General features: G+C 71.2%; 24 protein-coding genes and 1 pseudogene. 15 read left to right on the forward strand and 10 right to left on the reverse strand.

The genetic code is table 11. The annotated features are described in order from the left end of the window. Window positions 1-220: 220 nt before the first annotated feature. The 6 genes and pseudogenes from ACWCXX_RS04445 to ACWCXX_RS04470 all read left to right on the forward strand — a co-directional run. Window positions 221-727: pseudogene (locus ACWCXX_RS04445) on the forward strand (hypothetical protein); the annotation flags it as partial. Between the two features lie 40 nt (window positions 728-767). Further along, window positions 768-1,136 (forward strand): YciI family protein, encoded by a 369-nt coding sequence (locus ACWCXX_RS04450; RefSeq protein ID WP_451124127.1) that lies wholly within the window; start codon window positions 768-770, stop codon window positions 1,134-1,136. 79 nt (window positions 1,137-1,215) lie between these two features. Then, window positions 1,216-2,481: an RNA polymerase sigma factor gene (locus tag ACWCXX_RS04455; RefSeq protein ID WP_451124129.1), complete on the forward strand. Its 1,266-nt coding sequence runs from the start codon at window positions 1,216-1,218 to the stop codon at window positions 2,479-2,481. 61 nt (window positions 2,482-2,542) lie between these two features. Beyond that, complete coding sequence (locus ACWCXX_RS04460; protein ID WP_451124131.1) at window positions 2,543-3,007, forward strand: VOC family protein; 465 nt, start codon at window positions 2,543-2,545, stop codon at window positions 3,005-3,007. A gap of 34 nt (window positions 3,008-3,041) precedes the next feature. After that, entirely contained in the window at window positions 3,042-3,707 is a 666-nt protein-coding gene (locus tag ACWCXX_RS04465; protein WP_451124133.1) for a hypothetical protein, read from the forward strand. A 48-nt stretch (window positions 3,708-3,755) separates the two neighbouring features. Continuing rightward, window positions 3,756-4,121 carry a hypothetical protein gene (locus ACWCXX_RS04470; protein WP_451124135.1) on the forward strand — a complete coding sequence of 122 codons (366 nt, stop codon included), beginning with the start codon at window positions 3,756-3,758 and terminating at the stop codon, window positions 4,119-4,121. A gap of 70 nt (window positions 4,122-4,191) precedes the next feature. On the opposite strand, the gene ACWCXX_RS04475 is transcribed toward ACWCXX_RS04470, so the two are convergent. Then, window positions 4,192-5,469 (reverse strand): THUMP-like domain-containing protein, encoded by a 1,278-nt coding sequence (locus ACWCXX_RS04475; RefSeq protein ID WP_451124136.1) that lies wholly within the window; start codon window positions 5,467-5,469, stop codon window positions 4,192-4,194. Window positions 5,470-5,551: 82 nt separating this feature from the next. Between ACWCXX_RS04475 and ACWCXX_RS04480 the strand changes: the two genes are divergently transcribed. The 4 genes from ACWCXX_RS04480 to groL all read left to right on the forward strand — a co-directional run bounded on the left by ACWCXX_RS04480 (window position 5,552) and on the right by groL (window position 9,117). Continuing rightward, window positions 5,552-6,592 (forward strand): polysaccharide deacetylase family protein, encoded by a 1,041-nt coding sequence (locus ACWCXX_RS04480; RefSeq protein ID WP_451124138.1) that lies wholly within the window; start codon window positions 5,552-5,554, stop codon window positions 6,590-6,592. Further along, window positions 6,589-6,933, forward strand: a complete 345-nt coding sequence (locus ACWCXX_RS04485; protein ID WP_451124140.1) for a hypothetical protein — start codon at window positions 6,589-6,591, stop codon at window positions 6,931-6,933. Before ACWCXX_RS04480 ends, ACWCXX_RS04485 begins: the two co-directional genes overlap by 4 nt. A 151-nt stretch (window positions 6,934-7,084) precedes the next feature. Continuing rightward, window positions 7,085-7,393 (forward strand): co-chaperone GroES, encoded by a 309-nt coding sequence (groES, locus tag ACWCXX_RS04490; protein WP_148838741.1) that lies wholly within the window; start codon window positions 7,085-7,087, stop codon window positions 7,391-7,393. A 98-nt stretch (window positions 7,394-7,491) separates the two neighbouring features. Further along, window positions 7,492-9,117 carry a chaperonin GroEL gene (gene groL / locus ACWCXX_RS04495; RefSeq protein ID WP_388996036.1) on the forward strand — a complete coding sequence of 542 codons (1,626 nt, stop codon included), beginning with the start codon at window positions 7,492-7,494 and terminating at the stop codon, window positions 9,115-9,117. Window positions 9,118-9,244: 127 nt separating this feature from the next. Here the strand turns inward: groL and ACWCXX_RS04500 are convergent, their stop codons facing one another. The 6 genes from ACWCXX_RS04500 to ACWCXX_RS04525 all read right to left on the reverse strand — a co-directional run bounded on the left by ACWCXX_RS04500 (window position 9,245) and on the right by ACWCXX_RS04525 (window position 15,563). After that, entirely contained in the window at window positions 9,245-9,958 is a 714-nt protein-coding gene (locus ACWCXX_RS04500) for an ester cyclase (RefSeq protein WP_451124143.1), read from the reverse strand. Window positions 9,959-10,093: 135 nt separating this feature from the next. Further along, complete coding sequence (locus ACWCXX_RS04505; RefSeq protein ID WP_451124145.1) at window positions 10,094-11,122, reverse strand: hydroxyacid dehydrogenase; 1,029 nt, start codon at window positions 11,120-11,122, stop codon at window positions 10,094-10,096. A gap of 35 nt (window positions 11,123-11,157) precedes the next feature. Next, the gene (locus ACWCXX_RS04510; protein ID WP_451124147.1) at window positions 11,158-12,012 is read right to left on the reverse strand and encodes a carbohydrate ABC transporter permease; all 855 of its coding nucleotides are present in this window, start codon (window positions 12,010-12,012) and stop codon (window positions 11,158-11,160) included. Continuing rightward, a complete protein-coding gene (locus ACWCXX_RS04515) occupies window positions 12,009-12,902 on the reverse strand; it encodes a carbohydrate ABC transporter permease (RefSeq protein ID WP_451124149.1) in 894 nt (297 codons plus the stop codon). The genes ACWCXX_RS04510 and ACWCXX_RS04515 overlap by 4 nt, the downstream gene beginning before the upstream one ends. Next, complete coding sequence (locus ACWCXX_RS04520) at window positions 12,902-14,227, reverse strand: ABC transporter substrate-binding protein (protein ID WP_451124151.1); 1,326 nt, start codon at window positions 14,225-14,227, stop codon at window positions 12,902-12,904. The genes ACWCXX_RS04515 and ACWCXX_RS04520 overlap by 1 nt, the downstream gene beginning before the upstream one ends. A gap of 232 nt (window positions 14,228-14,459) precedes the next feature. After that, complete coding sequence (locus ACWCXX_RS04525; protein WP_451124153.1) at window positions 14,460-15,563, reverse strand: substrate-binding domain-containing protein; 1,104 nt, start codon at window positions 15,561-15,563, stop codon at window positions 14,460-14,462. 204 nt (window positions 15,564-15,767) lie between these two features. Here ACWCXX_RS04525 and ACWCXX_RS04530 point away from each other — a divergent pair, with 204 nt between their 5' ends. Continuing rightward, complete coding sequence (locus ACWCXX_RS04530) at window positions 15,768-17,297, forward strand: right-handed parallel beta-helix repeat-containing protein (RefSeq protein ID WP_451124155.1); 1,530 nt, start codon at window positions 15,768-15,770, stop codon at window positions 17,295-17,297. Between the two features lie 191 nt (window positions 17,298-17,488). Here ACWCXX_RS04530 and ACWCXX_RS04535 read toward each other — a convergent pair whose 3' ends face one another. Both ACWCXX_RS04535 and ACWCXX_RS04540 read right to left on the reverse strand, forming a co-directional pair. Then, window positions 17,489-18,262: an SDR family NAD(P)-dependent oxidoreductase gene (locus ACWCXX_RS04535; protein WP_451124157.1), complete on the reverse strand. Its 774-nt coding sequence runs from the start codon at window positions 18,260-18,262 to the stop codon at window positions 17,489-17,491. 69 nt (window positions 18,263-18,331) lie between these two features. Then, entirely contained in the window at window positions 18,332-19,027 is a 696-nt protein-coding gene (locus tag ACWCXX_RS04540) for an MOSC domain-containing protein (protein ID WP_451124380.1), read from the reverse strand. A gap of 97 nt (window positions 19,028-19,124) precedes the next feature. Between ACWCXX_RS04540 and ACWCXX_RS04545 the strand changes: the two genes are divergently transcribed. After that, window positions 19,125-20,015 carry a LysR family transcriptional regulator gene (locus ACWCXX_RS04545; RefSeq protein ID WP_451124159.1) on the forward strand — a complete coding sequence of 297 codons (891 nt, stop codon included), beginning with the start codon at window positions 19,125-19,127 and terminating at the stop codon, window positions 20,013-20,015. A gap of 283 nt (window positions 20,016-20,298) precedes the next feature. Here ACWCXX_RS04545 and ACWCXX_RS04550 read toward each other — a convergent pair whose 3' ends face one another. Continuing rightward, a complete protein-coding gene (locus ACWCXX_RS04550; RefSeq protein ID WP_451124161.1) occupies window positions 20,299-20,622 on the reverse strand; it encodes a WhiB family transcriptional regulator in 324 nt (107 codons plus the stop codon). Window positions 20,623-21,033: 411 nt separating this feature from the next. Between ACWCXX_RS04550 and ACWCXX_RS04555 the strand changes: the two genes are divergently transcribed. From ACWCXX_RS04555 to guaB, 3 genes are all read left to right on the forward strand, one after another. Next, window positions 21,034-21,645: a response regulator transcription factor gene (locus ACWCXX_RS04555; protein ID WP_003948568.1), complete on the forward strand. Its 612-nt coding sequence runs from the start codon at window positions 21,034-21,036 to the stop codon at window positions 21,643-21,645. A gap of 315 nt (window positions 21,646-21,960) precedes the next feature. Next, window positions 21,961-22,536 carry a sigma-70 family RNA polymerase sigma factor gene (locus ACWCXX_RS04560; protein ID WP_451124163.1) on the forward strand — a complete coding sequence of 192 codons (576 nt, stop codon included), beginning with the start codon at window positions 21,961-21,963 and terminating at the stop codon, window positions 22,534-22,536. A 127-nt stretch (window positions 22,537-22,663) separates the two neighbouring features. Next, window positions 22,664-24,169 carry an IMP dehydrogenase gene (gene guaB / locus ACWCXX_RS04565; RefSeq protein WP_451124165.1) on the forward strand — a complete coding sequence of 502 codons (1,506 nt, stop codon included), beginning with the start codon at window positions 22,664-22,666 and terminating at the stop codon, window positions 24,167-24,169. Window positions 24,170-24,225: the final 56 nt, after the last annotated feature.

Below are 24,225 nucleotides of genomic sequence, written 5' to 3' on the forward strand. Positions count from 1 at the left end.
GGCGCCCCGGCCGGGCCCTCGGGACTGCTCAGGCGGGTGAGGCGTCCCTGCCGGGCGCGGTTCCCGTGCGATCAGCCCCCCGACGATCGCGTCGAGCTCCTCCGCCACCTCGTAGTCGGCGACGTACTCGCGCCACCGGTCCCTGAACTCGACGAGCCGGGGCAGCTCGTCCGCGTCCTCCTCGGCGACCATCTCCGGGAAGTAGCGCCTGCCCGGCGGGTTCGCGGCGACCGCGCGGGCCGACGGCGGCTTTCTGCTCTCGATCCTCGGCCCGTCCCTGGTCTGCAGCGTCGGCGTCGGGATGTGCTTCGTACCGCTCGGCACCGCGGCCACGACCGATGTGGCGCCCGACGAGACGGGCATGGCCTCCGGGCTGCTCAACAGCGCCCGCCAGGTGGGCGGCTCGCTGGGCCTCGCGGTCCTGGTCACCGTCGCCGCCCGGGTCACCGGCGACGGCGACTGCCCGGCCGATCTGGCGGCGGGCTACTCGGCCGCGTTCCGGGCCTGCGCCGCACTGCTCGCGATCGCCGCGTCGGTGGCCCTGGTGCTGCTCCCGGGCGGCGGGCGGACCACCGCCCCGGAGACCGCCGTTCCGGGGGCCGAAGCTGCTCCGGAGGCCGCTTCGGCCCCCGTCCCCGCGCCCGCCCCGGTGGCCCGCCCGGAAAATTCTCGGAAGAATTTTCCGGGAGCTGTCGATCCGGCCGCTTCCCGTTCGATGCAAGGGTGAGAGGCGGGGAAGGTCCCCGTCCCCCGACCGAGGAGTCACCATGCCCCGCTTCATGACCCTGATCCGCATCGACGAGCAGAACCTGCCCGCCGAGGCACCGGACCCCGAGTTCGAGAAGCGCATGGGCGCCCTGTTCGACGAGATCACCAGGGCCGGCGTCATGCTGGACACGGCCGGCCTCACCCCGACTTCCCAGGGTACCCGCGTCACCTGGTCCGGCGGGAGGATCAGCTGCACCGACGGGCCCTTCACCGAGACCAAGGAGGTCGTCGGCGGCTACGCCATCCTCCAGACCAAGGACAAGGCCGAGGCCCTGGAATGGACCGAGCGGTTCCTGCGGGTCCACCCGGAGAACTGGACCGTCACCTCCGAGGTGCGCCAGATCGACGAGGCCACCCTGCAGGCCTGAGCGCCCGCCGGGCGGCCTCCGGCCGGTGCCGCCCGCCCGCGCTTGCCGCCCCCCGGCCCGGCTGTTCTGATGGGTGACCGTGACGGCGGCAAGCACGCGTACGGCGGTCGAGACGGTCTTCAGGATCGAGTCCGCGCGGATCGTCGCGGGGGTCGCCCGCATCGTGCGGGACATCGGCATCGCGGAGGAAATCGCGCAGGACGCCCTGGTGGCCGCGCTGGAACAGTGGCCGGAGTCAGGCGTCCCGGACCGACCGGGCGCCTGGCTCATGGCCACCGCACGACACCGCGCGATCGACCTCGTGCGCCGCAGGGAGACGTACGCGCGCAAGCTCGCCGAGGTGGGGCGGGCCCTGGAGGACCTCCCTCCGCCCGAGCCCCCGGAGCCGGACGACATCGACGACGACCTGCTCCGGCTGATCTTCACCGCCTGCCACCCGGTGCTCTCCACCGAAGCCCGGATCGCCCTCACCCTGCGGCTGCTGGGCGGCCTCACCACCGAGGAGATCGCCCGCGCGTTCCTGGCCCCCGAGCCGACCGTCGCCCAGCGCATCGTCCGCGCCAAACGGACCCTGGGCCGGGCGGGCGTCCCCTTCGAGGTGCCGGCAGGACCCGAGCGCGCCGCCCGCCTCGGCTCCGTGCTCGACGTCGTCTACCTGATCTTCAACGAGGGCTACGCGGCCACCGCGGGCGACGACTGGCTGCGCCCCGGACTGTGCGAGGACGCGCTGCGACTGGCCCGGGTGCTCGCGGGCCTGATGGAGCACGAGCCCGAGGTCCACGGACTGGCCGCGCTGCTGGAGCTCCAGGCCTCGCGCACCGCCGCCCGGACCGGTCCGGACGGTGCGCCGGTGCTCCTCGCCGACCAGAACCGGGCCCGCTGGGACCGGCTGCTGATCCGGCGCGGAGTCGCGGCCCTGGAACGGGCCGTGGCGGCGACCGGGGAAGGTGCCGGACTCGGCCCGTACACGGTGCAGGCCGCGATCGCCGCCTGCCACGCCCGCGCACCGGCATACAGGGACACGGACTGGACCACCATCGCCGCCCTCTACGACCGCCTCGCCGCGATCGCGCCCTCCCCGGTCGTCGAACTGAACCGGGCCGTGGCCGTCTCGATGGCGCGGGGCCCGGCGGCCGGCCTCGCCCTGGTGGACGCCCTGGCCGACGACCCGGCGCTCAAGGGCTACCACCTGCTGCCCAGCGTGCGCGGCGACCTGCTGGCCAGGACGGGGCGTGCGGACGAGGCACGGGCGGAGTTCGTACGGGCGGCCGGACTGGCCCGCAACGAACGGGAACGGGCCATGCTCCTGGAGCGCGCGGAACATCCGGTCCGCGACGACCGATGAGTTCCGGCCGCCGGAGCGGTCCACCCTTCACCAGACCGGTACCACTCGACAGGAGCAGCCGATGCAGAAGATCAGGACCTTCCTGTGGTTCGACACCCAGGCCGAGGAAGCCGCGCACTACTACGTGTCCGTCTTCGGGGGCGACTCGGAGGTGCTGGAGACGACGCACTACACCGAGGCCGTGCCGGACCGGGCCGGATCGGTGATGACCGTTCGCTTCCGGCTGGCCGGCCAGGAGTACGTCGCGCTCAACGGCGGCCCGCAGTTCCCCTTCACCGAGGCGATCTCGCTGTCCGTGGACTGCGCCACGCAGGAGGAGACCGACGCCCTGTGGGCCGAGTTCACCAAGGACGGCGAGGAAGGGCCGTGCGGCTGGCTCAAGGACAAGTACGGCCTGTCCTGGCAGCTCGTGCCGCGCGGGTTCGAGGAGGCGATGGCCGACCCGGACCCGGCCAAGGCCCAGCGTGCCATGAAGGCCATGATGGGCATGCGGAAACTGGACATCGAGGCACTGCGCAACGCCTGAACCGGCCCGGGGTTCGCTCGGTAGGGTCTGACCCATGTCCCCTCGTGTACAACTGCCGCCACCGCCGCCCCCCGTGGAGATACGTTCCTGGCCCGACCGGGAGGCCCTGCTGGCCGACCGGGCCGGGGTGCTCGGGGCGTTGGTGAAGGCGCATGTCTCACCGGGACGGCTGGGGCTGCTGTGGCTCTGGGGGGCGCTCTGCGCGCTCGGCTGGCTGCTGGTGGGCTCGGCGCTCGTCACCTTCGAGGAGGCGTACGACGTCATCAGTGCCGGGGTCGGCGTGATCCTGCTGGTCATGGGCGTCTGCTGCATGGTGCCCGCGGTCGTTCTGATCGTCGTCGGACTGCGCCGCGACCAGCGGATCCGCCGACTCCTGTACGCCTGGGGCGGGTTGGACCGCGACCCGGCGCGCGACGCGGCGCTGCGGATGCCGGGCGCCGCCCTCGCCTGGCTGCTGACGTCCTTCGCGCTGTGCGCGACGGGGCTGTACGCGTGCTTCGCCGTACCGGCCAACACCCCGGCGGGCGAGCTGCATTACGGCGAGGTCGTCCTGGTCATGGGGGCCGGGATGACCGGCTGGATCGTCGGACTGATCGGCCTCGGCAAGGCGTTCGCCCATCGCAGGTGGGTGCTGCGCGTGCTGGCCGGTGCGCCCGCCCCGGAGCCGATGATCTCCATCGGGGGCGGCGCCCACCGCTGACTACGGGCCTGTCCTGGCGGCACGGGGAGCGCACAGGGGGAGGGCGACATGGCGTGGTACTGGTGGCTGCTCATCATCTTCTGGACGGGCGGCTTCGGCCGGGTCGTCGACCACGTCCGTACGGCACTGCGCAATCGGCACACCCGCAAGCTGGAACTGCCGGAGGCGGCCAGGCAGGAGCGGCTGGCCCTCGAAGCGGCGGACAAGCCGCCCGAGCCGGTCTGCGGCTGCACGCACCATCTCGCCAGGCACGACAAGCAGGGCCGGTGCCATGAGCGGGTCGAGGTGCCGACGGCCTGGGACGAGAGAAAGAAGCCGGTCCGCTTCGAGGCGGGGCAGCGCAACTGCCGACAGTACGCGGGTCCTCAGCCGCTCTCGCAGGTGTACGCGGAGGACCTGACCGACCTGGCCTGACGGCCCCCGGACCGGTCGGGCACGGGCCGACCGGTCGGGTCGCTCGCCGGGGCCGGTCCGACCGCCCGGGTCAGGCCGGGCCGTCCACCGGGTGCCCGATCAGCATCGTCGGCGCTCCGGCCACCCGGGTCAGGAAGACCGTCGCGGAGTTCGGGCCGTGGAGCTTCATCCTGCGGCGCAGTTCCTCCGGTTCGACCGCCGAGCCGCGCTTCTTGACGGTCAGTACGCCGACCTCCCGCTCCCGCAGCAGCGCCTTCAGCTTCTTCATGTTGAAGGGCATCCGGTCGGTGATCTCGTACCCGGAGGTGTACGGGGACGCGTACGGCTCGTCGCTCGTGACGTACGCGATGGTCTCGTCGATCAGCCGGCCGTGGCACCGCGCCACGACGTCGGCGACCAGACCGGCCCGGATGACGGCGCCGTCCGGCTCGTACAGATAGCGGCCCACCGGCCCGACCGGCGGGGCGGGCGGCGGGCCCGCGGACCACAGGGAGGCGCCGTCCGGGAGCACCGTGGCGCGGTACGAACCGGCCGCGAAGCCCTCGCCGAACCAGAGCACCGCCTCCTTCACGTCCCCGCCGTCCGAGATCCACTCCGCCTCCGCCCGCTCCGGGATCGCCTCGTGCGGGATGCCGGGGGCGATCTTCAGCGCGGCGCGGGGCGCCCCGAGCGCGGCGCCGATCGCCCAGGACAGCGGCGGCGAGTACGCCTCGGGGTCGAAGATCCTGCCCCGCCCGCCGCGCCGGGCCGGGTCCACGAACACCGCGTCGTACGGCGCGGTGTCGACCTCGGTGACATCGGCGCACCGCACCTCGATCAGCCCGTCCAGCCCGAGGGCGGCGGCGTTGGCGCGGGCGACCTCCGCGGTCAGCGGGTCGCGGTCCACGGCGAGCACGGAGATGCCCGCCCGCGCGAGCGCGATCGCGTCACCGCCGATCCCGCAGCACAGGTCGGCGACGCTCCGCACCCCGCCCGCCGCCACGAACCGCTGCGCGCGCCGGGTGGCCACCGACGTACGGGTCGCCTGCTCGACGCCGTTCGGCGTGAAGAACATCCGGTACGCGTCCTCGGCGCCGAACTTCGCCACCGCCCGCTGCCGGAGCCGCGCCTGCCCCAGCGCCGCCGAGACCAGATGGGCCGGGTGGCTGCGGCGCAGCCGGGTGGCGGTGGCGAGTTCCTGGGCGGGGTCGTACGACCGCAGCCCGTCCAGCAGCTCGGCGCCCTCGGGGGTGCGCAGGGCCAGGAAGGCGGCGATGGGGTCTTCCCCGCTCGAGCGGAGCCGAGAGCTCGGGGAAGGGTCGTGGGCGTCGGACGGGCCGTTCGGGGCGAGAGCGTTCACCCGCCCCATTGTGAGCCAGCCGGGTAGACCGGCGGGCCCGGCGGAGGTGTCGGACCGGAAGGCCGATCAGGTGCTGGCAGGATGCAGCGCCATGCTGCTTGTACGACAAAAGGGGAGAAGCGCCGCAAAGACTCATGGGGTGGGTGTGCCGGGGGTCGGGCGCGGCCGGGGCTCCGGCGGCCAGTGGCCGGCCTGTGCGGTCCTGGTCGCGCTCCTGGTCGCGGCGGTCGGCTCCGGCTGCGCCTCCGGCGACGGGGAACGGGCGGGCACCCCCGGGCACGGGGACCGGCCCGCCGCCGGGAACCCCGGTGCCCCCGCGGCGCCCGCCCGACCCGCCCGTCCCGGCGGCCCCGGCCAACGGGACGGCCGGGCCGGCGCGCCGGAGGCCGACCGCGAGAGCGCGGGGCTCGGCCCGGCCGTCCGGGCCTCCCTCGCCAAGAAGTGGGGCCTGGACAAGCCCCCGCTGGTCGCCCCGGCGCCGCCCGCCGTGAAGCCCCGCATCACCACCCGCAAGGGGTTCGAGGTGGAGGGCGGCGACGACTCGCTGCCGCCGGTCTTCACCACCGTCCCGACCGGGGAGCGGATCGTCTTCCTGACGATGGACGACGGCGCCGAGAAGGATCCCGGGCTGCTCCGGATGATGGACGAGCTGGACATCCCGTACAGCGCCTTCCTCAGCGACTACGAGGTGAGCGACGACTACGGGTACTTCGCCGAGGCGCAGCGGCTGGGCGTCGCCCTCAACAACCACACGCTCGGCCACCCCTACCTGCCCGGCCTCTCGTACGACGAGCAGGAGCGCGAGATCTGCGGCCAGCAGGAGACCATCGAGAAGCGGTACGGGAAGCGGCCCGTTCTCTTCCGCCCGCCGTACGGCAACTACAACGGGGACACGCTGCGGGTCGCGAAGTCCTGCGGCGTCAAGGCCGTCCCGCTGTGGAACGCGGAGGCGTTCCCGGACCGCATGGAGTGGCGCGAGGGGGACCAGGACCTGCATCCCGGCGACATCATCCTCACCCACTTCCGGGGCCGGGCCGAATGGGGCGGCAGCATGACCGACCTGGTCCGGGCGGTCATGAAGACCGTCACGGACAAGGGGTACGCCGTGGCCAGGCTGGAGGACTACGTATGAGGAGGGCGTACCGGCTGCTGGCCGGACTGCTGGCGGCCGGTGCGCTGCTGACCGCCACCGGGTGCGCGCAGTCGGTGGAACCGATCGAACGGCTCGGCCGCAAGGCCGCGCAGCGGGTGACCGCACGGCATCACGACGCACGGCACCCCGGTGTGCGACCTCGCGGCACCGGCATCGTGTCGCGCGGTCGCGCGGAACGGAGCGGTCCGTCCGCGCGTTGTCCCCGTGGAGTCCGGGCCGTCGCCCGGACCGGTGCCCCGCCCGTGCCCCGGGCGGGCAAAGGCGACGCGGACGCGACGCCACGACTGCTTGAATTGGCACTCCGCTTGACCGAGTGCTAATCCCGGTCATAGTCTCTTTGCTGGCACTCACCACTGGAGAGTGCCAACACCACTGCGCGACTGGCAGGTCCGGCACCCGCGACGACGGATCCACCTGGTCGCCACCCCAAGACTGTTACCCCGTGAGATCTCCGAAGGGGGAGACCGGATCGTGTCGACCGCCAGCTCCAAGGTTGCGATCAAGCCGCTCGAGGACCGGATTGTGGTCCAGCCGCTCGACGCCGAGCAGACCACGGCCTCCGGCCTGGTCATTCCGGACACCGCCAAGGAGAAGCCCCAGGAGGGCGTCGTCCTGGCCGTGGGTCCGGGCCGCTTCGAGAACGGCGAGCGTCTTCCGCTCGACGTCAAGACCGGCGACGTCGTGCTGTACAGCAAGTACGGCGGCACCGAGGTGAAGTACAGCGGCGAGGAGTACCTCGTCCTCTCGGCTCGCGACGTGCTCGCGATCGTCGAGAAGTAATTCACCCACGTTTGCTTCTGTTCTGCGCCCCTGGCCCCCGCGAATAACCAGCCGGGCGGTCGGGGGCGCAGTTCGTTCGAGAGGAAAGCTCAGCTCCCATGGCGAAGATCCTGAAGTTCGACGAGGACGCCCGTCGCGCCCTTGAGCGCGGCGTCAACAAGCTTGCCGACACGGTCAAGGTGACGATCGGCCCCAAGGGCCGCAACGTCGTCATCGACAAGAAGTTCGGCGCTCCCACCATCACCAACGACGGTGTCACCATCGCGCGCGAGGTCGAGCTCGACGACCCGTACGAGAACCTCGGTGCCCAGCTGGTGAAGGAGGTCGCCACCAAGACCAACGACGTCGCGGGTGACGGTACGACCACCGCCACCGTGCTCGCCCAGGCGCTCGTCCGCGAGGGTCTGCGCAACGTCGCCGCCGGTGCCTCCCCGGCCGCCCTGAAGAAGGGCATCGACGCCGCGGTCAAGGCAGTGTCCGAGGAGCTCCTCGCGACCGCCCGCCCGATCGACGACAAGACCGACATCGCCGCCGTGGCCGCGCTCTCCGCGCAGGACCCGCAGGTCGGCGAGCTCATCGCGGACGCGATGGACAAGGTCGGCAAGGACGGCGTCATCACCGTCGAGGAGTCCAACACCTTCGGTCTGGACCTCGACTTCACCGAGGGCATGGCCTTCGACAAGGGCTACCTGTCCCCGTACATGGTGACCGACCAGGAGCGCATGGAGGCCGTCCTCGACGACCCGTACATCCTGATCCACCAGGGCAAGATCGGCGCCATCCAGGAGCTGCTCCCGCTGCTGGAGAAGGTCATCCAGGCCGGTGGCTCCAAGCCGCTGCTGATCATCGCCGAGGACGTCGAGGGCGAGGCCCTGTCGACCCTGGTCGTCAACAAGATCCGTGGCACCTTCAACGCCGTCGCCGTCAAGGCCCCGGGCTTCGGTGACCGCCGCAAGGCCATGCTCGGCGACATCGCCACCCTCACCGGTGCGACCGTCATCGCCGAGGAGGTCGGCCTCAAGCTCGACCAGGCCGGTCTGGACGTGCTGGGCACCGCCCGCCGCGTCACCGTCTCCAAGGACGACACCACGATCGTGGACGGCGGCGGCGAGCCCGGCGACGTCAAGGGCCGGGTCAACCAGATCAAGGCCGAGATCGAGGCCACGGACTCCGACTGGGACCGCGAGAAGCTCCAGGAGCGCCTCGCGAAGCTGGCCGGCGGCGTGTGCGTGATCCGCGTCGGTGCCGCCACCGAGGTGGAGCTCAAGGAGAAGAAGCACCGTCTGGAGGACGCCATCTCCGCGACCCGCGCCGCGGTCGAGGAGGGCATCGTCTCCGGTGGTGGCTCCGCCATCGTCCACGCCGTCAAGGTCCTGGAGGACAACCTCGGCAAGACCGGCGACGAGGCCACCGGTGTCGCGGTCGTGCGCCGCGCCGCGGTCGAGCCGCTGCGCTGGATCGCCGAGAACGCCGGTCTCGAGGGTTACGTCATCACCTCGAAGGTCGCCGAGCTCGACAAGGGCCAGGGCTTCAACGCCGCCACCGGCGAGTACGGCGACCTGGTGAAGGCCGGCGTCATCGACCCGGTCAAGGTCACCCGCTCCGCGCTGGAGAACGCCGCGTCCATCGCGTCGCTGCTGCTCACGACCGAGACCCTGGTCGTCGAGAAGCCGGCCGAGGAAGAGGCCGAGGCCGCCCACGGCGGTCACGGCCACGCGCACTGACGCACGGCCTTCGGCCCACGCAGTCACCGGAAGGCCCCCTCCCCCACCGTTCAGCGGTGGGGGAGGGGGCCTTCGGCGTGCACGGGGGAGGCGGGACGGGGCCGGACGCGCCGGGCGGGCGCGCGGTTCAGGCGGGTGCCGCTCCCCGGTGGGAGACACCGAGCCAGCGCATCAGCGCCATCAGGTCCTCGTGCCACCAGCCCTCCTTGATCAGGCCGTTCTCGAACCGGAAGATCGTGGTGCCGCTCATGACGCACTGCCTGCCCGTGGGGGCGATGCCCATGAACTCGCCCTTGTGGGTGCCGGTCCAGGTCCACAGCGTCACGACGTCGTCGCCCTCGCAGACCTGCCGGTCCAGGTCGAAGGTGAAGTCGAAGGCGGCGCGCCACTTGGCGAGGTTCTCGCGCAGCCGGTCGGAACCGACCACGGACTCCGCCCCTTTCGCGATGTCGTGGTCGGTGTAGTCGGCCGCGAACACCTCGTCGATGGCGTCGAGGTTGCCCCCGACGGCGATCTCGTGGAAGAAGCGGCGGGACTGTGTCTGGTTCAGCTGCTCGTCGCGGACCACGTCCAGATCGGTGAAGGTGGGCATCCCCTCGCAGAGCGCCACCATCTCCCGGAAGATCCGCTCGGTCTCGGGCAGCCCCGAATTCGCCATCGCGGCCTCGTACGACGGGAACTCGACGATCTCGACGTAGTGGGACCCGTCGGAGCGGTCCTTGCCGATGAGACTGTGGGTGGCGGTCCGGGTGCCCCTGGTCTCTTCGACCCACTGGTCCATGAGCCGGTCCATGTCCGCGAACCGCTCCGTCTTGCAATCGATCATCTGTACGAATCTCATGACGGCTCCCGGTCTCACGCGCTGGTGGGATGGTTCCAGTTTAGTGAGAAACGGGCATTTCGACGGCTCGGGCGAGTGGCTCGGAGCCCCCGGTCCGGAAGGGCCCGGAGGCCCGGTGCAAGAGGCCCCGGAGGGTCAGGCCGAGTGGCTCAGGCTCCCGGAGTGCACGGGGTCCGCGAAGGGCAGACCGGCTGCGAACCGCTCCAGCTCGTCCAGCGCCTGGTCGGCCATCCGGTGCAGCTCGTCGCCCATCGAACCCGCCACGTGCGGGGTGAGCAGCACGTTCGGCAGGGTGTACAACGGCGAGTCGGCGGGCGGGAGTTCGGGGTCCGTCACGTCCAGCACGGCCTGCAGCCGCCCGGCCGTCAGCTCGGACAGCAGCGCCTCCTCGTCGATCAGCGACCCCCGCGCCGTGTTGATCAGCGTCGTCCCGGTCGCCATCGCCGACAGCTGCGCCGCGCCGATCAGGTGGTGCGTCTCCGGGAGCTGGGGCGCGTGCACCGAGACGACGGAACTGCTCGCGCACAGCTCGTCGAGCGAGGTGAGCCGCACCCCGAGCCGTTCCGCCTCCGGCCCGTCCACGTACGGGTCGTACAGCAGCACGTCCAGATCGAAGGGGCGCAGCAGCTCGATCACCCGCCGGCCTATCCGGGAGGCGCCGACGATGCCGACGGTGCGGCGGTAGTTGCCGGACCCGGCGAGCTCCGCGAGCCAGTCGTGGTCGGCGCGCAGCCGGCGGTAGCGGTCCGCGGCGTGCAGCACCCGCTTGCCCGCGAACAGGATCGCGGCGAGGGTGAACTCGGCGACGGGCAGGGCGTTGGCCCCGGCCGCCGAGGTGACGGCGATGCCGCGCTCCCAGCAGGCGTCGGTGACGTGGTGCTTCACGGAGCCCGCGGCGTGCACGACGGCCCGCAGCCGCGGCGCGGCCGCCAGCACCTCGGGGGTGAGCGGGGTGGCGCCCCAGCAGGTGAACAGCACCTCGGCCTCGGCGAGCGCGGCGGCCACCTCGGGCGTCGGCCCGGCCAGGTCGTGGGCGACGAGGTGCGGGTCGGTGCGGGTGAGGGCGGCCAGCCGGGTGCGATGGCGGTCGGCGAGGAGGCGGTCGGCGATGCCGGGACCCATCGCGAGCAGGGCCGTCGGCCGGTTGTCAGTGGTGTGGGGCATGGTGGGACTCGTACTCCTCGGGGCTCGCGGTGGGGTCACTTGACGCTGCCGGCGGTCAGACCGGCCTTCCAGTGCCGCTGCAACGAGACGAAGGCGACGATCAGGGGAATGACGGCGAGGAGGGAACCGGTGACGACGAGCGGGTAGAAGCTCGGCTCGCCGTGGGTGTTGGTGTTCCAGGAGTACAGACCGAGGCTCAGGGGGAAGAGCTTGCGGTCCGAGAGCATCACGAGGGGGAGGAAGAAGTTGTTCCAGATCGCGGTGAACTGGAAGAGGAAGACGGTCACGAAGCCGGGCATGACCATGCGCAGCCCGATGGACCAGAAGACGCGCAGCTCGCCGGCCCCGTCGATACGGGCGGCCTCCAGCGCCTCGTTCGGGATGTAGCCGGTGCTGAACACCCGGGCGAGATACACGCCGAACGGGTTGACCAGCACCGGGATCAGCACGGACCAGTAGGTGTTGACCAGGCCGGTCTTGGAGGCCAGGAGGTACATCGGCAGGGCGAGCGCCGTGGTGGGCACGAGCACGCCCATCAGCACGAGGCCGAACAGCTTCTCCTTGCCCCGGAATTCGTACTTGTCGAAGGCGTACCCCGCGGCCACGCAGATCAGCGAGCAGACGATCGCCCCACCGCCCGCGTACAGCAGGCTGTTGAGGTACCAGCGGAAGTAGATGCCGTCGCCGTAGGAGGCCAGGTTCGACAGGTTCTCGCCGAGGTTGAAGCCCTCGAAGGAGAAGGCGTTGCCCGCGAGCAGGCTGCCGGTGTCCTTGGTGGCGGCGGTGACCAGCCAGACGAGGGGGAAGAGCATGTAGACGACGGCGAGCAGGAGGAAACCGTTGACGGCGGTCTTCGACATCCACCGGCTGCGGGAAGCGGGGGAGTTCATGCTTTCTTGCCCTTCCGGCCGGTGAGGCGGGTGACGACGAAGGACAGCAGCGCGGCCGTGAGCGCCAGCAGGATGGACGCGGCCGCGGCGAGACCGTAGTCGTTGCGTTCGAAGGCCGCGGTGTACGCGTACATGTTCGGCGTCCAGGTGGAGGAGACGGCGGAGCCGGTCCCCTTGTTGAGGATCAGCGGCTCGGTGAACAGCTGGAGCGAACCGATGATCGTGAACAGCGCGACCATCACGACGGAGGCGCGGATCAGCGGGACCTTGATGCTCAGCGCGACGCGCCAGGCGCCGGCCCCGTCGACCGTGGCGGCTTCGAGCACGGAGCGGTCGATGGCCTGCAACGCGGCATAGAAGATCACCATGTTGTAGCCGAGCCACTCCCACAGGGCGATGTTCACGACGGAGGGGAGGGCGCCCTCGGGCGAGAAGAAGTCGAAGCCGATCCCGCCGGACTCCATGGCGCTGACCACCGGGCTGAGCTGCGGCGTGTAGAGGTACACCCAGATCAGCGCGGCGATGATGCCGGGCACGGCGTGCGGCAGGAAGAGCGCGAGCTGGAAGAACCGGCGGGCGCGGGCCAGCGCGGAGTCCAGCAGCAGGGCGAGGGCGAGGGCGCCGACGAGCAGCAGCGGAATGTAGAACAGGCAGTATCCGAGGAGTACGCCGAAGCCCTCGCGGAACGCCCGGTCACCCAGGGCCGCCGTGTAGTTGTCGAGTCCGCTGAAGACGGTCTCGGTGCCGCCGAAGCCCAGGCCGGACTGCTTCTCGGTGAACAGGCTGAGCCAGACCGCGTAACCGATCGGCAGCACCATGGCCACGGTGAACAGTACGAAGAAGGGCCCCAGCAGGACGGCGGCGGCTCTGGTTGTCCGGGCGCGCTTCATCAGCCTGCGTCCTCGACCTTCAGACCGCGCTTCTTCAGCTCGGCGACCGTGGCGTCGTGCCCGGCCTTCACGGCGTCCTTGATGGTGGTGCCACCGCTGGCGACCTTGCCGAACTGGTCCTTCATGGTGGTGTTCGTCGTGCCGGTGGTCGGGCCCCAGTTCCAGTTCGGGCCGATCGACGCCGCGGCGTCCTCGAAGACCTTGTAGATGTCCTCGCCGCCGTAGTAACCGGCGTCGAAGGCCTTCTGGGCCACCGGGCGCAGCGAGGCCGCGGCCGGGAAGGCGCTCGACGTGCCGGACTCGATGCGGGCCTTGATGCCTTCCTCGGTGGTCGCCATCCAGGTGGCGAACTCGACCGCGGCCTCGGCCTTCTTGCTGGTCTTGGTCACCGCGAAGGTGGAGCCGCCGAGCATGCCGCTGGCCGGCTTGCCGTCCCAGCTGGGCATCGGGGCGACGGCCCACTTGCCGCTCTGCTCGGGCAGCGTGCCCTTGAGGACGCCCGCGCCCCAGGCGGCGCCGAGGTAGCCGACGGTGCCGCCGCTCTTGAGGGAGTTGGTCCACTCGGGGCTGAACGAGGCGTTGGCGCGGATCAGGTCGTCGTCGAGCAGACCCTGCCAGTAGTCGGCGACCTTGTTGGTGGCCGCGTCGGCGGTGCTGACCTTCCAGGTGTCGCCCTCGGGCTTGTACCACTGGGCACCGGCCTGCCAGGCCATCGCCTGGAACGTGGTCGGGTCATCGGGGAAGAAGGTGCCGATGCGGGCCTTCTTGTCGGCCTTCTTGACCTTCTCCGCGGCCTTGCGGAACTCGTCCCAGGTCTTGGGGACCTCGACGCCGTACTTCTCGAACAGGTCCTTGCGGTAGTAGAAGGCCTGCGGCGAGGCGTCGAACGGAACGGCCCAGTTCTTCCCGCCGAGGGTGGTCAGCTCGACCGCCTGCGGCAGCAGCTTCTTCCGGATGTCCTCGGTGAAGTACTCGCCGATGTCCTGGAGCGCCCCCTGGCTGACGTACTCCGGGAGCTGCGGGTACTCGATGGAGACCAGGTCGGGGGCGTTGCCCGCCTTCACCGCGTTGGAGATCTTGGCGTAGCCGCCCGCGTTGCCGGACGGGATCTCCTCGTAGACCACCTTGATGTCCTTGTGCGAGGCGTTGAACGCGTCAACGACCTCCTTGGACCCCTTGGCCCAGCCCCAGAAGGTGATGCTGACGGGCTTGCCGTCGCTCCCGGCGGAGGAGTCGTCGCCGCTGCCGCCACAGGCCGTGAGAACGGCGAGTGCGGTGACGGCGCCGACGACGGCGATGGACGTTCTGCTCGAACTGCGGCTCACAGCGAGACTCCTGAACAGGCGACGACATTGGCGTTGGCCGTGATCCTTCGACCAGCTGTGACCGAAGTCAAGAGCGAAAGAGCGATTGATCGAAAAAAGATCAGATAAGTTACGTACGGAGGCGAGTGGGACACGCTGTGAGACGGGTGCACCGGGCAGGGGCGGGCCCGGTGCGAAGCCTGCCCCGGTGCCCGTCCCGGCAGCCGGCGCCCGTGCCGGCGGCGCCCCCGCGTCAGGGGCGCTCCTGCGTCAGGGGCGCTCCGCAGGAGTCCCGGACGCGCAGCTGCGGCAGCAGCATCAGGTGCTGCCGGGGCGCGCCCGCGCCCTGCCCCAGCCGCTCGACCAGCAGCTCCGTCGCATGGCGGCCGACCTCGCGCTTGGGCGGCGCCACGGCCGTGAGCGGGGTGTCCGCGAGCGCGGCCACCTCGTCGTCGTAGGCGATCAGGGCCAGGTCCTCCGGCACCCGCACGCCCAGCTCGGCCAGGCGCTGCACCACCTGGATCGCGTCCACGTCGTTGTGGATCAGCGCCGCCGTGGCCACCCCCGAGCGCACCGCCCCGCGCAGCGCCCGCACGGCCTCCTCGAAGGCCTCCGGGGCGAGTTCGGCCGGTACGGAGTCGATCACGTCCTGCGGCGCGCGCAGCCCGAGCACGGCGAGGGCCTCCTCGTACCCGGACCGCACCGCGAGGGCGGTCGGGGAGTCGGCGCGGGCCATCAGCAGCGGCGCCCCGTGCCCGAGGCCCACCAGGTGGCGCATCGCCAGCAGGACGCCGTGCGCGTGGTCCGAGCAGACCCGGTCCAGGCCGTCCAGCGGGGAGCCGGTGGTGGGCCTGCGCTCCAGCAGGACGGTCGGCACGGGCAGCGAGGCGATCCAGTCGCCGAACGCGGCGGGATCGCCCGGATGCTGCCAGCCGGGCGCGACCAGCAGCCCTTCGGCGCCCGCCGAGAGCAGGCCCTCCGTGCGGGCGTGGTCCTCCTGCGGCCGGTAGTCGGAGATCCGCAGCACGAGCCGGGCCCCGGCCCTGGCCGCAGCCTCGTGGGCGCCGCGGATGACCTCGGCGAAGTAGTAGGTGGACGAGGGCGCGAGCATGCCGATGACCGGGCCGCCGCCCGTGCCGCCCGGTCCGGCGGCGGAGGCGGGCTCGGCGTCCCGCGGCCAGGACACCGAGCCGTGCACCCGGTCGAGCAGGCCGCGGCCGGCCAGCTCCTCCACGTCCCGGCGGGCCGTGACGGGCGAGACCCCCAGCTGCGAGGCCAGGTCCGAGACCCGGGCCGACCCCCGTTCCCGTACCAGCCCGAGCAGGCGGTCATGACGTTCAGCAGCACTTTCGCGCACGGCAGCAGTCCCCTCGCAGTGTGTGGCCCGGCCCCTTGGTCCGGCCGGTGCCGGGGCCGTGATTCGACCCTAGACCAACGTGATCGAACGATGGGAGTTTCGATCATTCAAACGCGATCCATTGACGTTCGATCAATCCGAGTCCAGGATTCCGGCGGTGCGGACTCGTCCCGCCCCGAACTCGAGTGTTTGTACGGAGGAATTGTGAGACATCGCGTCACCGCAGCGGCGCTCGCGGCGCTTATGGCCGCCGGCGGCCTGACCGTCGCGGCCCAGGCCGCCGCGCAGGCAGCGCCCACCGGCCGTACCTTCCACGTCGACTGCGCCGCCGACCCGGCGGGCGCCACCGGCAGCAGGCAGCACCCCTGGACCTCGCTCGCCGAGGCCAACGTGCACACCTACGGCCCCGGCGACCGGCTGCTCTTCAAGCGCGGCACCACCTGCACCGGCACCCTCGCCCCCAAGGGCACCGGTTCCGCCCAGGCGCCGTTCATCATCGCCGACTACGGCGGGGGCCCGGCGCGGGCCAAGCTCGACGGCGCGGGTGCCCACGACGTCGTCCTGCTCGCCGACACGCAGTACGTGCACCTCAAGGACCTGGAGATCGTCAACGCCGCCAATCCCGGCAGCGAGCGCAACGGCGTCCGCCTGCGCCTCACCGACTACGGCGTCGCCCGCGGCTTCGACATCTCCGGCCTCTACATCCACGACGTGCGCGGCGGCGACTACAAGACGATCTCCGGTTCCAGCGCGATCCACATCGCGGTCGAGGGCAGGGCGAAGGCCAGCTGGTACGACGGCCTGAACATCGCGCACAACCGCATCGAGGACGTCGACCGCGAGGGCATCTACTTCAAGTCGACCTTCTCCAAGCGCGATCTGGTCGGCCAGCAGCAGGACCCGAACGTCTACCCGGGGGAGTGGACGCCCAGCACCCGGGTCCGCGTCCACCACAACACGCTGAAGTCCCTGGCCGGCGACGGCATGAAGCTCGACACCACCAGCGGTGCCCGCGTCGACCACAACCGGATCGACGGCTTCCAGCTCCGCTCGCCCTCCGCCAACGCGGGCATCTGGACCTTCAACACCGACGACACGACCATCGAGTACAACGAGGTCTCGGGCGGCGGCAACACCCACGACGGGATGTCCTTCGACGCCGATGGCGCGTCGCAGAACACCGTCTTCCAGTACAACTACAGCCACGACAACAAGGGCGGCTTCCTGCTGATCTGCCCGTACAGCGGCGCCAAGACCATCGGCACGGTCGCCCGCTACAACGTCAGCCGCAACGACGGCGCCCGCCTCGTCCAGAACTGCTGGGGCCCGATCCTGGGCACCGAGATCTACAACAACACCTTCCACAACAAGGAGCAGATCCCCGGCTACCTCGTCCAGGACGACGCCGGCAGCCCCGCCACCACCCGGCACGAACTGTCCATCCGCAACAACGTCTTCGTGAGCGAGGGCACCGGCGGCTACGCCTTCAAGAACCCGACCGCCGGGCTCTCCTTCGACCACAACGCCTTCTACGGCATCGACATGACCCGCCCCAACCCCGGCGGCATCACGGCCGACCCGAAGCTCCTGGACGACTTCCGGCTCGGTGCGGGCTCGCCCGCCCTCGCCGCCGGAGCCGTCATCGAGAACAACGGCGGCAAGGACTACTTCGGCAACGAGCTGAAGCCCGGCGCCCCCAACATCGGCGCCTACGCGGGCCCCGGCGTGGAGTAACCGCCGGCCGGGCGGCTGCCCACCGGGTGAACGCCCACTGAGCGTTCGCCCACCGAGCGGTCGCCCGGTGGGTGAACACTCACCGCCCGACGGCCCGGTGGGTGAACACTCACGGAGCGGCCACCCGTCCGGTAACCGCCGGTCCGGTAACCGCCCGTCCGACATCCGTCGGCCCTCGCCGCCGCGAACGCTCACTGCGGCCCGTACTTGCGGCCTGTCTTGGAGGTGACCCCTCCGAGCAGGCCGCGCGGCGTCAGCTTCACGATCCCCATCAACGCCTTGTACCGCGGGTCCGGAATCGAGAGGGACCGGCCGCGCGCCAGGTCGGACAGGGCGGCCGCCACCAGCTTGTCCGCGTCGAGCCACATCCAGTTCGGGATGTTGCCGGTCCCCATCCCGGCCCGCTGGTGGAACTCCGTCCGCACGAACCCCGGGCACAGCGCCATCAGCCGCACACCCGAACCGGCCAGGTCCTTCGCCGCGCCCTGGGTGAACTGCACGACCCACGCCTTGGACGCGCCGTACGTCCCGCGCGGCACGAACGCCGCCACCGAGGCCACGTTGACGACCCCGCCCCGCCCGCGTTCCCGCATCCCGGTCGCCGCCGCCGAGGTCAGCCGCAGCACCGCCTCGCAGTGCACCTTCAACATCTTCAACTCGTCGGCCATGGGCACGTCCAGGTACTGGCCCTTGTTGCCGAACCCGGCGTTGTTGACCAGCAGGTCGACCGGGTGGCGACGGTCCGTCAGCCGTTCCTCGACCGCGGCGATCCCCTCGTCCTCGGACAGGTCGGCCCGCAGCACCTCGGCCTCGATGCCGTGCCGGTCGTGCAGCTCGGTCGCCTGCTCGCGCAGCCGCTCGGCGTCACGCGCCACCAGCACCAGGTTGTGTCCATCGGCCGCGAGCCGCCGCGCGAAGGCGGCTCCGATCCCCGCGGTCGCGCCCGTAATCAGTGCAGTCGTCATACGCGGCACGTTAGTGCCCCGCGCACCTCCGCGACCGACCCGCCTGTCGCCCCCCGCGGGTGTCCGGACTCAGCCGGCGCTCGTGGACGTCCGGGCCCGGTCGCCGTACTTCTCCACATGGGCCCGCGCGGCGCGCAGTGACCCGGGGTGCAGCGCGTCCCCGGCCGCGAGCAGTTCCGGCAGCAGGTCGCGGCGGGTCGTCATGGCCAGGAACTCCAGCTTCACGGTGACGTCGTGGTCCGGCCGGTGCACGATCCCGACCGGGTCGCCGGCCCGGATCTCGCCCGGCTCGATCACCCGCAGATAGGCACCCGGGGCCGCCGCCAGGGTGAACCGCTTGACCCAGCGCTGCTCGCCGAGGTGACCGGCGAACGTCCGGCAGGGAATCCGGCCCGACGTCACCTCCAGCACCAGATCGGGGCCGATCCGCCAGCGCTCGCCGATCCTGGCGCCGCTCACGTCCACGCCGCCGGTCGTCAGGTTCTCGCCGAACGAGCCATTGGCCAGCGTGCGGCCGAGCTCCCGTTCCCACCCGTCGAGTTCCTCGCGGGCGAAGGCGTACACCGCCTGGTCGGAGCCGCCGTGATGGCGCAGGTCGCAGACCGCGTCCCCGGTCACGCCGCTGGCGCCGGTGCCCTTCGGCCCGGGGTCGGCGACCCGCACGGGGCCGTCGACGGGCCGCTTGTCGATGCCGGTCGTGCCGCTGGGGGCGTCGGTGTACTCGACGGCCTTCGGCCGTCCCGCGTTCACGGACAGCAGCTTCATCGGTTCCATGGACGTCATGGGAGAACGCTAACCACCGCATCTAAAAGACGCATGGCATTAATTCGCCCCCACTCCAAGATTCGCTTATCTTTCATGGGTGATCGAAGCCCGTCACCTCCGAGTCCTGCGCGCCGTGGCCGCCACCGGTTCGTTCTCCGCCGCCGCTCGCGAACTGGGCTGCACCCAACCCGCCGTCAGCCAGCAGATGAAGGCCCTGGAAGCCTCCGTGGGCACCACCCTGCTGATCCGCACCGGACGCGAGATGCGGCTCACCCAGGCAGGCGAGGCCCTGGTCCGGCACGCCTCCGGCATCCTCGCCGGGCTCACCGCCGCGGAGGAGGAGGTCGCCGCCATCGCCGGGCTGCGGGCCGGCCGGGTCCGGCTCGTGTCGTTCCCCAGCGGCAGCTCCACCCTGGTCCCCGGCGCCCTGGCGGCGCTGCGCGCGGCCCATCCCGGCACCCGGGTCTCCCTGGTCGAGGCCGAGCCGCCCCGCTCGGTCGAGATGCTGCGCGAGGGCGACTGCGACATCGCCCTGGCGTTCCGGTACGGCAGCTGCGGCGCCGAGTGGGAGGACCTGGTCGTCCGCCCGCTGCTCACCGACCGGCTGATCGGGCTGGTCCCCGAGGGGCACCGGCTGGCCGGTCCGGCCGCGGTGGGCATCGCCGAACTGGCCGACGAGTCGTGGATCGCGGGCTGTCCGCGCTGCCGTCGGCAGCTGGTCGAGGTGTGCGAGGAATCGGGCTTCACGCCCCGGATCGACTTCGCCACCGACGACTACCCGGCGGTGGTCGGCCTGGTCGGCGCCGGGCTCGGCGTGGCCGTGCTGCCGGAGCTGGCGATCGAATCGGTACGCCCCAAGGGGGTGCGGACCGTGACGGTGGAACCGGCCGTCGAGCGCGAGATCGTCGCGCTGACCCTGCCCGACCTCGCGCAGGTCCCGGCGGTGGCGGCCACATTGGACCGGCTGTCCCTGGCGGCCGCCCGCTGAGCGGCCCGGAAAGGATCCGGCCCTTCGACGGGCGGGCCGCATGGCCGGCCGGACGGACCGCTTCTACGGGTGGGGGTGGCATCGACAGCCGGGCCGCATCGGCGGCTGTCGGCCTCGGCCGGGGGGCGGTCGTACGGGACCGCGGGGCTGTCCGGGACCGGCGGCCGTAGGGGATCGGCGGCCGTGCGGGACTGGCGGTCGTCCGGGGCGGCAGCCGTTCGGCACCGCGTGGTCGGTCGAAACGCAGAAACGTTTCCCTGATTATTGTCCGGGGGCGGCGGGATCAGCCGTGCCCCGAGGGGGACGGCACGCCCGCCGCGATCAGCCGGTTGCGGGCCCGTCCCATGAGCTCCTCGCGCTCGTCCTCGGTCAGTCCGCCCCATACCCCGTAGGGCTCTCGCACTGCCAGGGCGTGCGCCGCGCACTCGGCGCGCACCGGGCAACGCATGCAGACCTCTTTCGCCGAGTTCTCGCGGGCGCTCCGTGCCGCCCCGCGCTCACCCTCCGGGTGGAAGAACAGCGAACTGTCGACCCCGCGGCAGGCCGCCAACAGCTGCCAGTCCCACAGATCGGCGTTGGGTCCGGGAAGGCGGGAGAAATCTGCCATTGCTTGTCCCCTCGAAACCGTGCTGAGTCGGAAACGTCGAGTCGTCTGTCGTTGACCGTGCCCACGACCGTACAACTACGGTGTAAGCAGATGTAAATATGACTGATTGCGAATCTATCCACAGACACCAGGAAAAGGGAAGAAAACCCGCTAAATGGGGCACGCCTTCGTGTGAACTTTCGGTTGAGTGCTGGACAATCCGCGCCGTTTCCCTCCGTGTGCGCCCTCTCACGTAGAGTGCCGAACCCGCTTGCCCGACCCGTAACTCTTTCGAGTGACCGTCGTTGAGAGGGCGGAGGCGGTTGGCGGAAAAAGCGATCGGGCAGGTGTCCGAGAGTGTCAACCGCGCAGGTGACGACTTGTAACAGCCTGGAGGCACAAGGTGACGCGCATCAGCTGCGGAGGACGGTCATGACATCCGTTCTCGTCTGCGACGACTCCCCACTCGCCCGAGAAGCGCTCCGTCGCGCGGTCGCGACCGTGCCCGGCGTCGAGCGGGTGACGACGGCGGCCAACGGGGAGGAAGTCCTCCGCCGCTGGGGCGCCGATCGTTCGGATCTGATTCTGATGGACGTACGCATGCCCGGTCTGGGAGGTGTGGAGACGGTCCGGCGGCTGCTCTCGGCCGACCCCGGCGCCAGGATCATCATGCTGACCGTCGCCGAGGACCTGGACGGTGTCGCGCTCGCGGTCGCCGCCGGCGCCCGCGGCTATCTGCACAAGGACGCCTCCCGCGCGGAGCTGCGGGCCACCGTCACCCAGGCGCTGGCCGACCCGACGTGGCGGCTCGCCCCGCGCCGACTGCGGTCGGCCGAGATGGGTGCGGCGCCGACGCTCACCGCGCGGGAGATCCAGGTGCTGGAAGGGATGAGCCACGGCCGTTCGAACGCCGAGATCGGACGCGAGCTCTTCCTCTCCGAGGACACGGTGAAGACCCACGCCAGGCGCCTGTTCAAGAAGCTCGGCGCCTCGGACCGGGCGCACGCGGTGGCCCTCGGCTTCCGCTGGGGCCTGGTCCGCTGAGGGCCGGCCCCACGGCCGGCAGCCGATCGATTCCCCCGCCCGCCCACCGGCGGGCGGGGCGATGCCGACGTGTGCCCGGCGGGCTCCGTACCGTCCACGGCGCCCGCCGGGCCGACGGCGTGTGACGCTTCCCGGCCGATGCCGCATCCTTGAGACGTGGAGTTCTTCGGGGACGTGGAGTTCCTCGGGAACGATTCGGTCCAGCGGAAGGGGAGGGCGCAGGACATGACTTCCGGCGCACCCGCTCATAACGCTTCGGTGCACAACTGCGGACGCGGTGGCACGGATGGCGCGGCTCCGAGGCACCATGGTCCGATGCGCGACGACGAGACGACGGCGATCGGTGCCCTGGTGCACCGCGCCGTCGAGGGTGACGCGCAGGCCACCCACGATCTGCTGGCCCACGTCCACCCCCTCGCGCTGCGCTACTGCAGGTCCCGGCTGAGCCGGCTGCCCGGTGATGCCCGCCACTTCGTGGAGGACCTGGCGCAGGACGTCTGTGTCGCGGTGCTGATGGCGCTGCCGCGCTACAAGGACACCGGCAGGCCCTTCGAGGCGTTCGTCTTCGCCATCGCGGGACACAAGGTCGCCGATCTCCAGCGGGCCGCCATGCGGCACCCGGGATCGACCGCCGTGCCCTCGGACGAGATGCCCGAGCGGCCCGACGATTCGCTCGGACCCGAGGAGCGGGCCCTGCTCAGCAGTGATGCCGCCTGGGCGAAGAAGCTCCTCGCCAACCTCCCGGACAACCAGCGCGAGCTGCTCGTCCTCCGGGTCGCCGTGGGGCTGACCGCGGAGGAGACCGGGCAGATGCTGGGCATGTCGCCCGGGGCGGTCCGGGTCGCCCAGCACCGGGCGCTGAGCCGTCTGAGAGCCCTCGCGGAACAGTGAGGCGGGGCCCGTCCCGGCCCGTACGAAGCTACAGAACCTCCAGGTGATCTTGCTCGTGGAATGAGACACCCCCGAAGGCCGTTAGCATGGACATCCGCACCGATCAAGGCCATTTGGGGAAGGTGTCATGACTGCAAACGTCGACGGAGTGCCCGAGAAATTCGCGACGCTCGGGCTGACATACGACGACGTGCTGCTGCTGCCCGGCGCGTCCGACATGGCGCCCGATCAGATCGACACCTCCTCGTACATCTCCAAGAACGTGCGGGTGAACATCCCGCTGCTCTCCGCCGCGATGGACAAGGTCACCGAGGCCCGCATGGCGATCGCCATGGCCCGCCAGGGCGGCGCCGGTGTGCTGCACCGCAACCTCTCCATCGCCGACCAGGCCAACCAGGTCGACCTGGTGAAGCGCTCCGAGTCCGGCATGGTCACCGACCCGATCACGGTGCACCCGGACGCGACGCTGCGCGACGCCGACGAGCTGTGCGCCAAGTTCCGCATCAGCGGCGTCCCGGTCACCGACGCCGCGGGCAAGCTGCTCGGCATCGTCACCAACCGCGACATGGCCTTCGAGTCGGACCGCACGCGCCAGGTGCGCGAGGTCATGACGCCGATGCCGCTGGTCACCGGCAAGGTCGGCATCTCCGGCGTGGACGCCATGGAGCTGCTGCGCCGCCACAAGATCGAGAAGCTTCCGCTGGTCGACGACGCCGGGGTCCTCAAGGGCCTCATCACCGTCAAGGACTTCGTCAAGGCCGAGAAGTACCCGAACGCCGCCAAGGACAAGGACGGCCGACTGCTGGTCGGCGCCGCCGTCGGCGTCGCCGGTGACGCCTTCGAGCGGGCCCAGGCGCTCGTCGAGGCCGGTGTCGACTTCATCGTCGTGGACACCGCCCACGGCCACTCCCGGCTGGTCGGCGACATGGTCGCCAAGATCAAGTCGAACGCGTCCGGCGTCGACGTCATCGGCGGCAACATCGCCACCCGGGACGGCGCCCAGTCGCTGATCGACGCCGGTGCCGACGGCATCAAGGTCGGCGTCGGCCCCGGCTCCATCTGCACCACCCGCGTCGTCGCCGGCATCGGCGTCCCGCAGGTCACCGCGATCTACGAGGCCTCCCTCGCCGCCAAGGCGGCCGGTGTCCCGGTCATCGGCGACGGCGGCCTGCAGTACTCCGGCGACATCGCCAAGGCCCTGGTGGCCGGCGCGGACACCGTGATGCTCGGCTCGCTGCTCGCGGGCTGCGAGGAGTCCCCGGGCGAGCTGCTGTTCATCAACGGCAAGCAGTTCAAGTCCTACCGGGGCATGGGCTCGCTCGGCGCGATGCAGAGCCGCGGCGACCGCAAGTCCTTCTCCAAGGACCGCTACTTCCAGGAGGGCGTCGCCTCCGACGAGAAGCTGGTCCCCGAGGGCATCGAGGGCCAGGTCGCCTACCGCGGCCCGCTCTCCGCGGTCGTCCACCAGCTCACCGGCGGTCTGCGCCAGTCGATGTTCTACGTCGGCGGCCGCACCGTCCCGGAGCTCCAGGAGAACGGCCGGTTCGTCCGGATCACCTCGGCGGGACTCAAGGAGAGCCACCCGCACGACATCCAGATGACGGTCGAGGCGCCGAACTACAGCAGGAAGTAGCACGTCCATGCGCCGGAGGGGCGGCCCGGGGTTCCCGGGACCGCCCCTCCGGCGTG

The sequence above is a fragment of the Streptomyces sp. NPDC001732 genome, assembly GCF_053596315.1.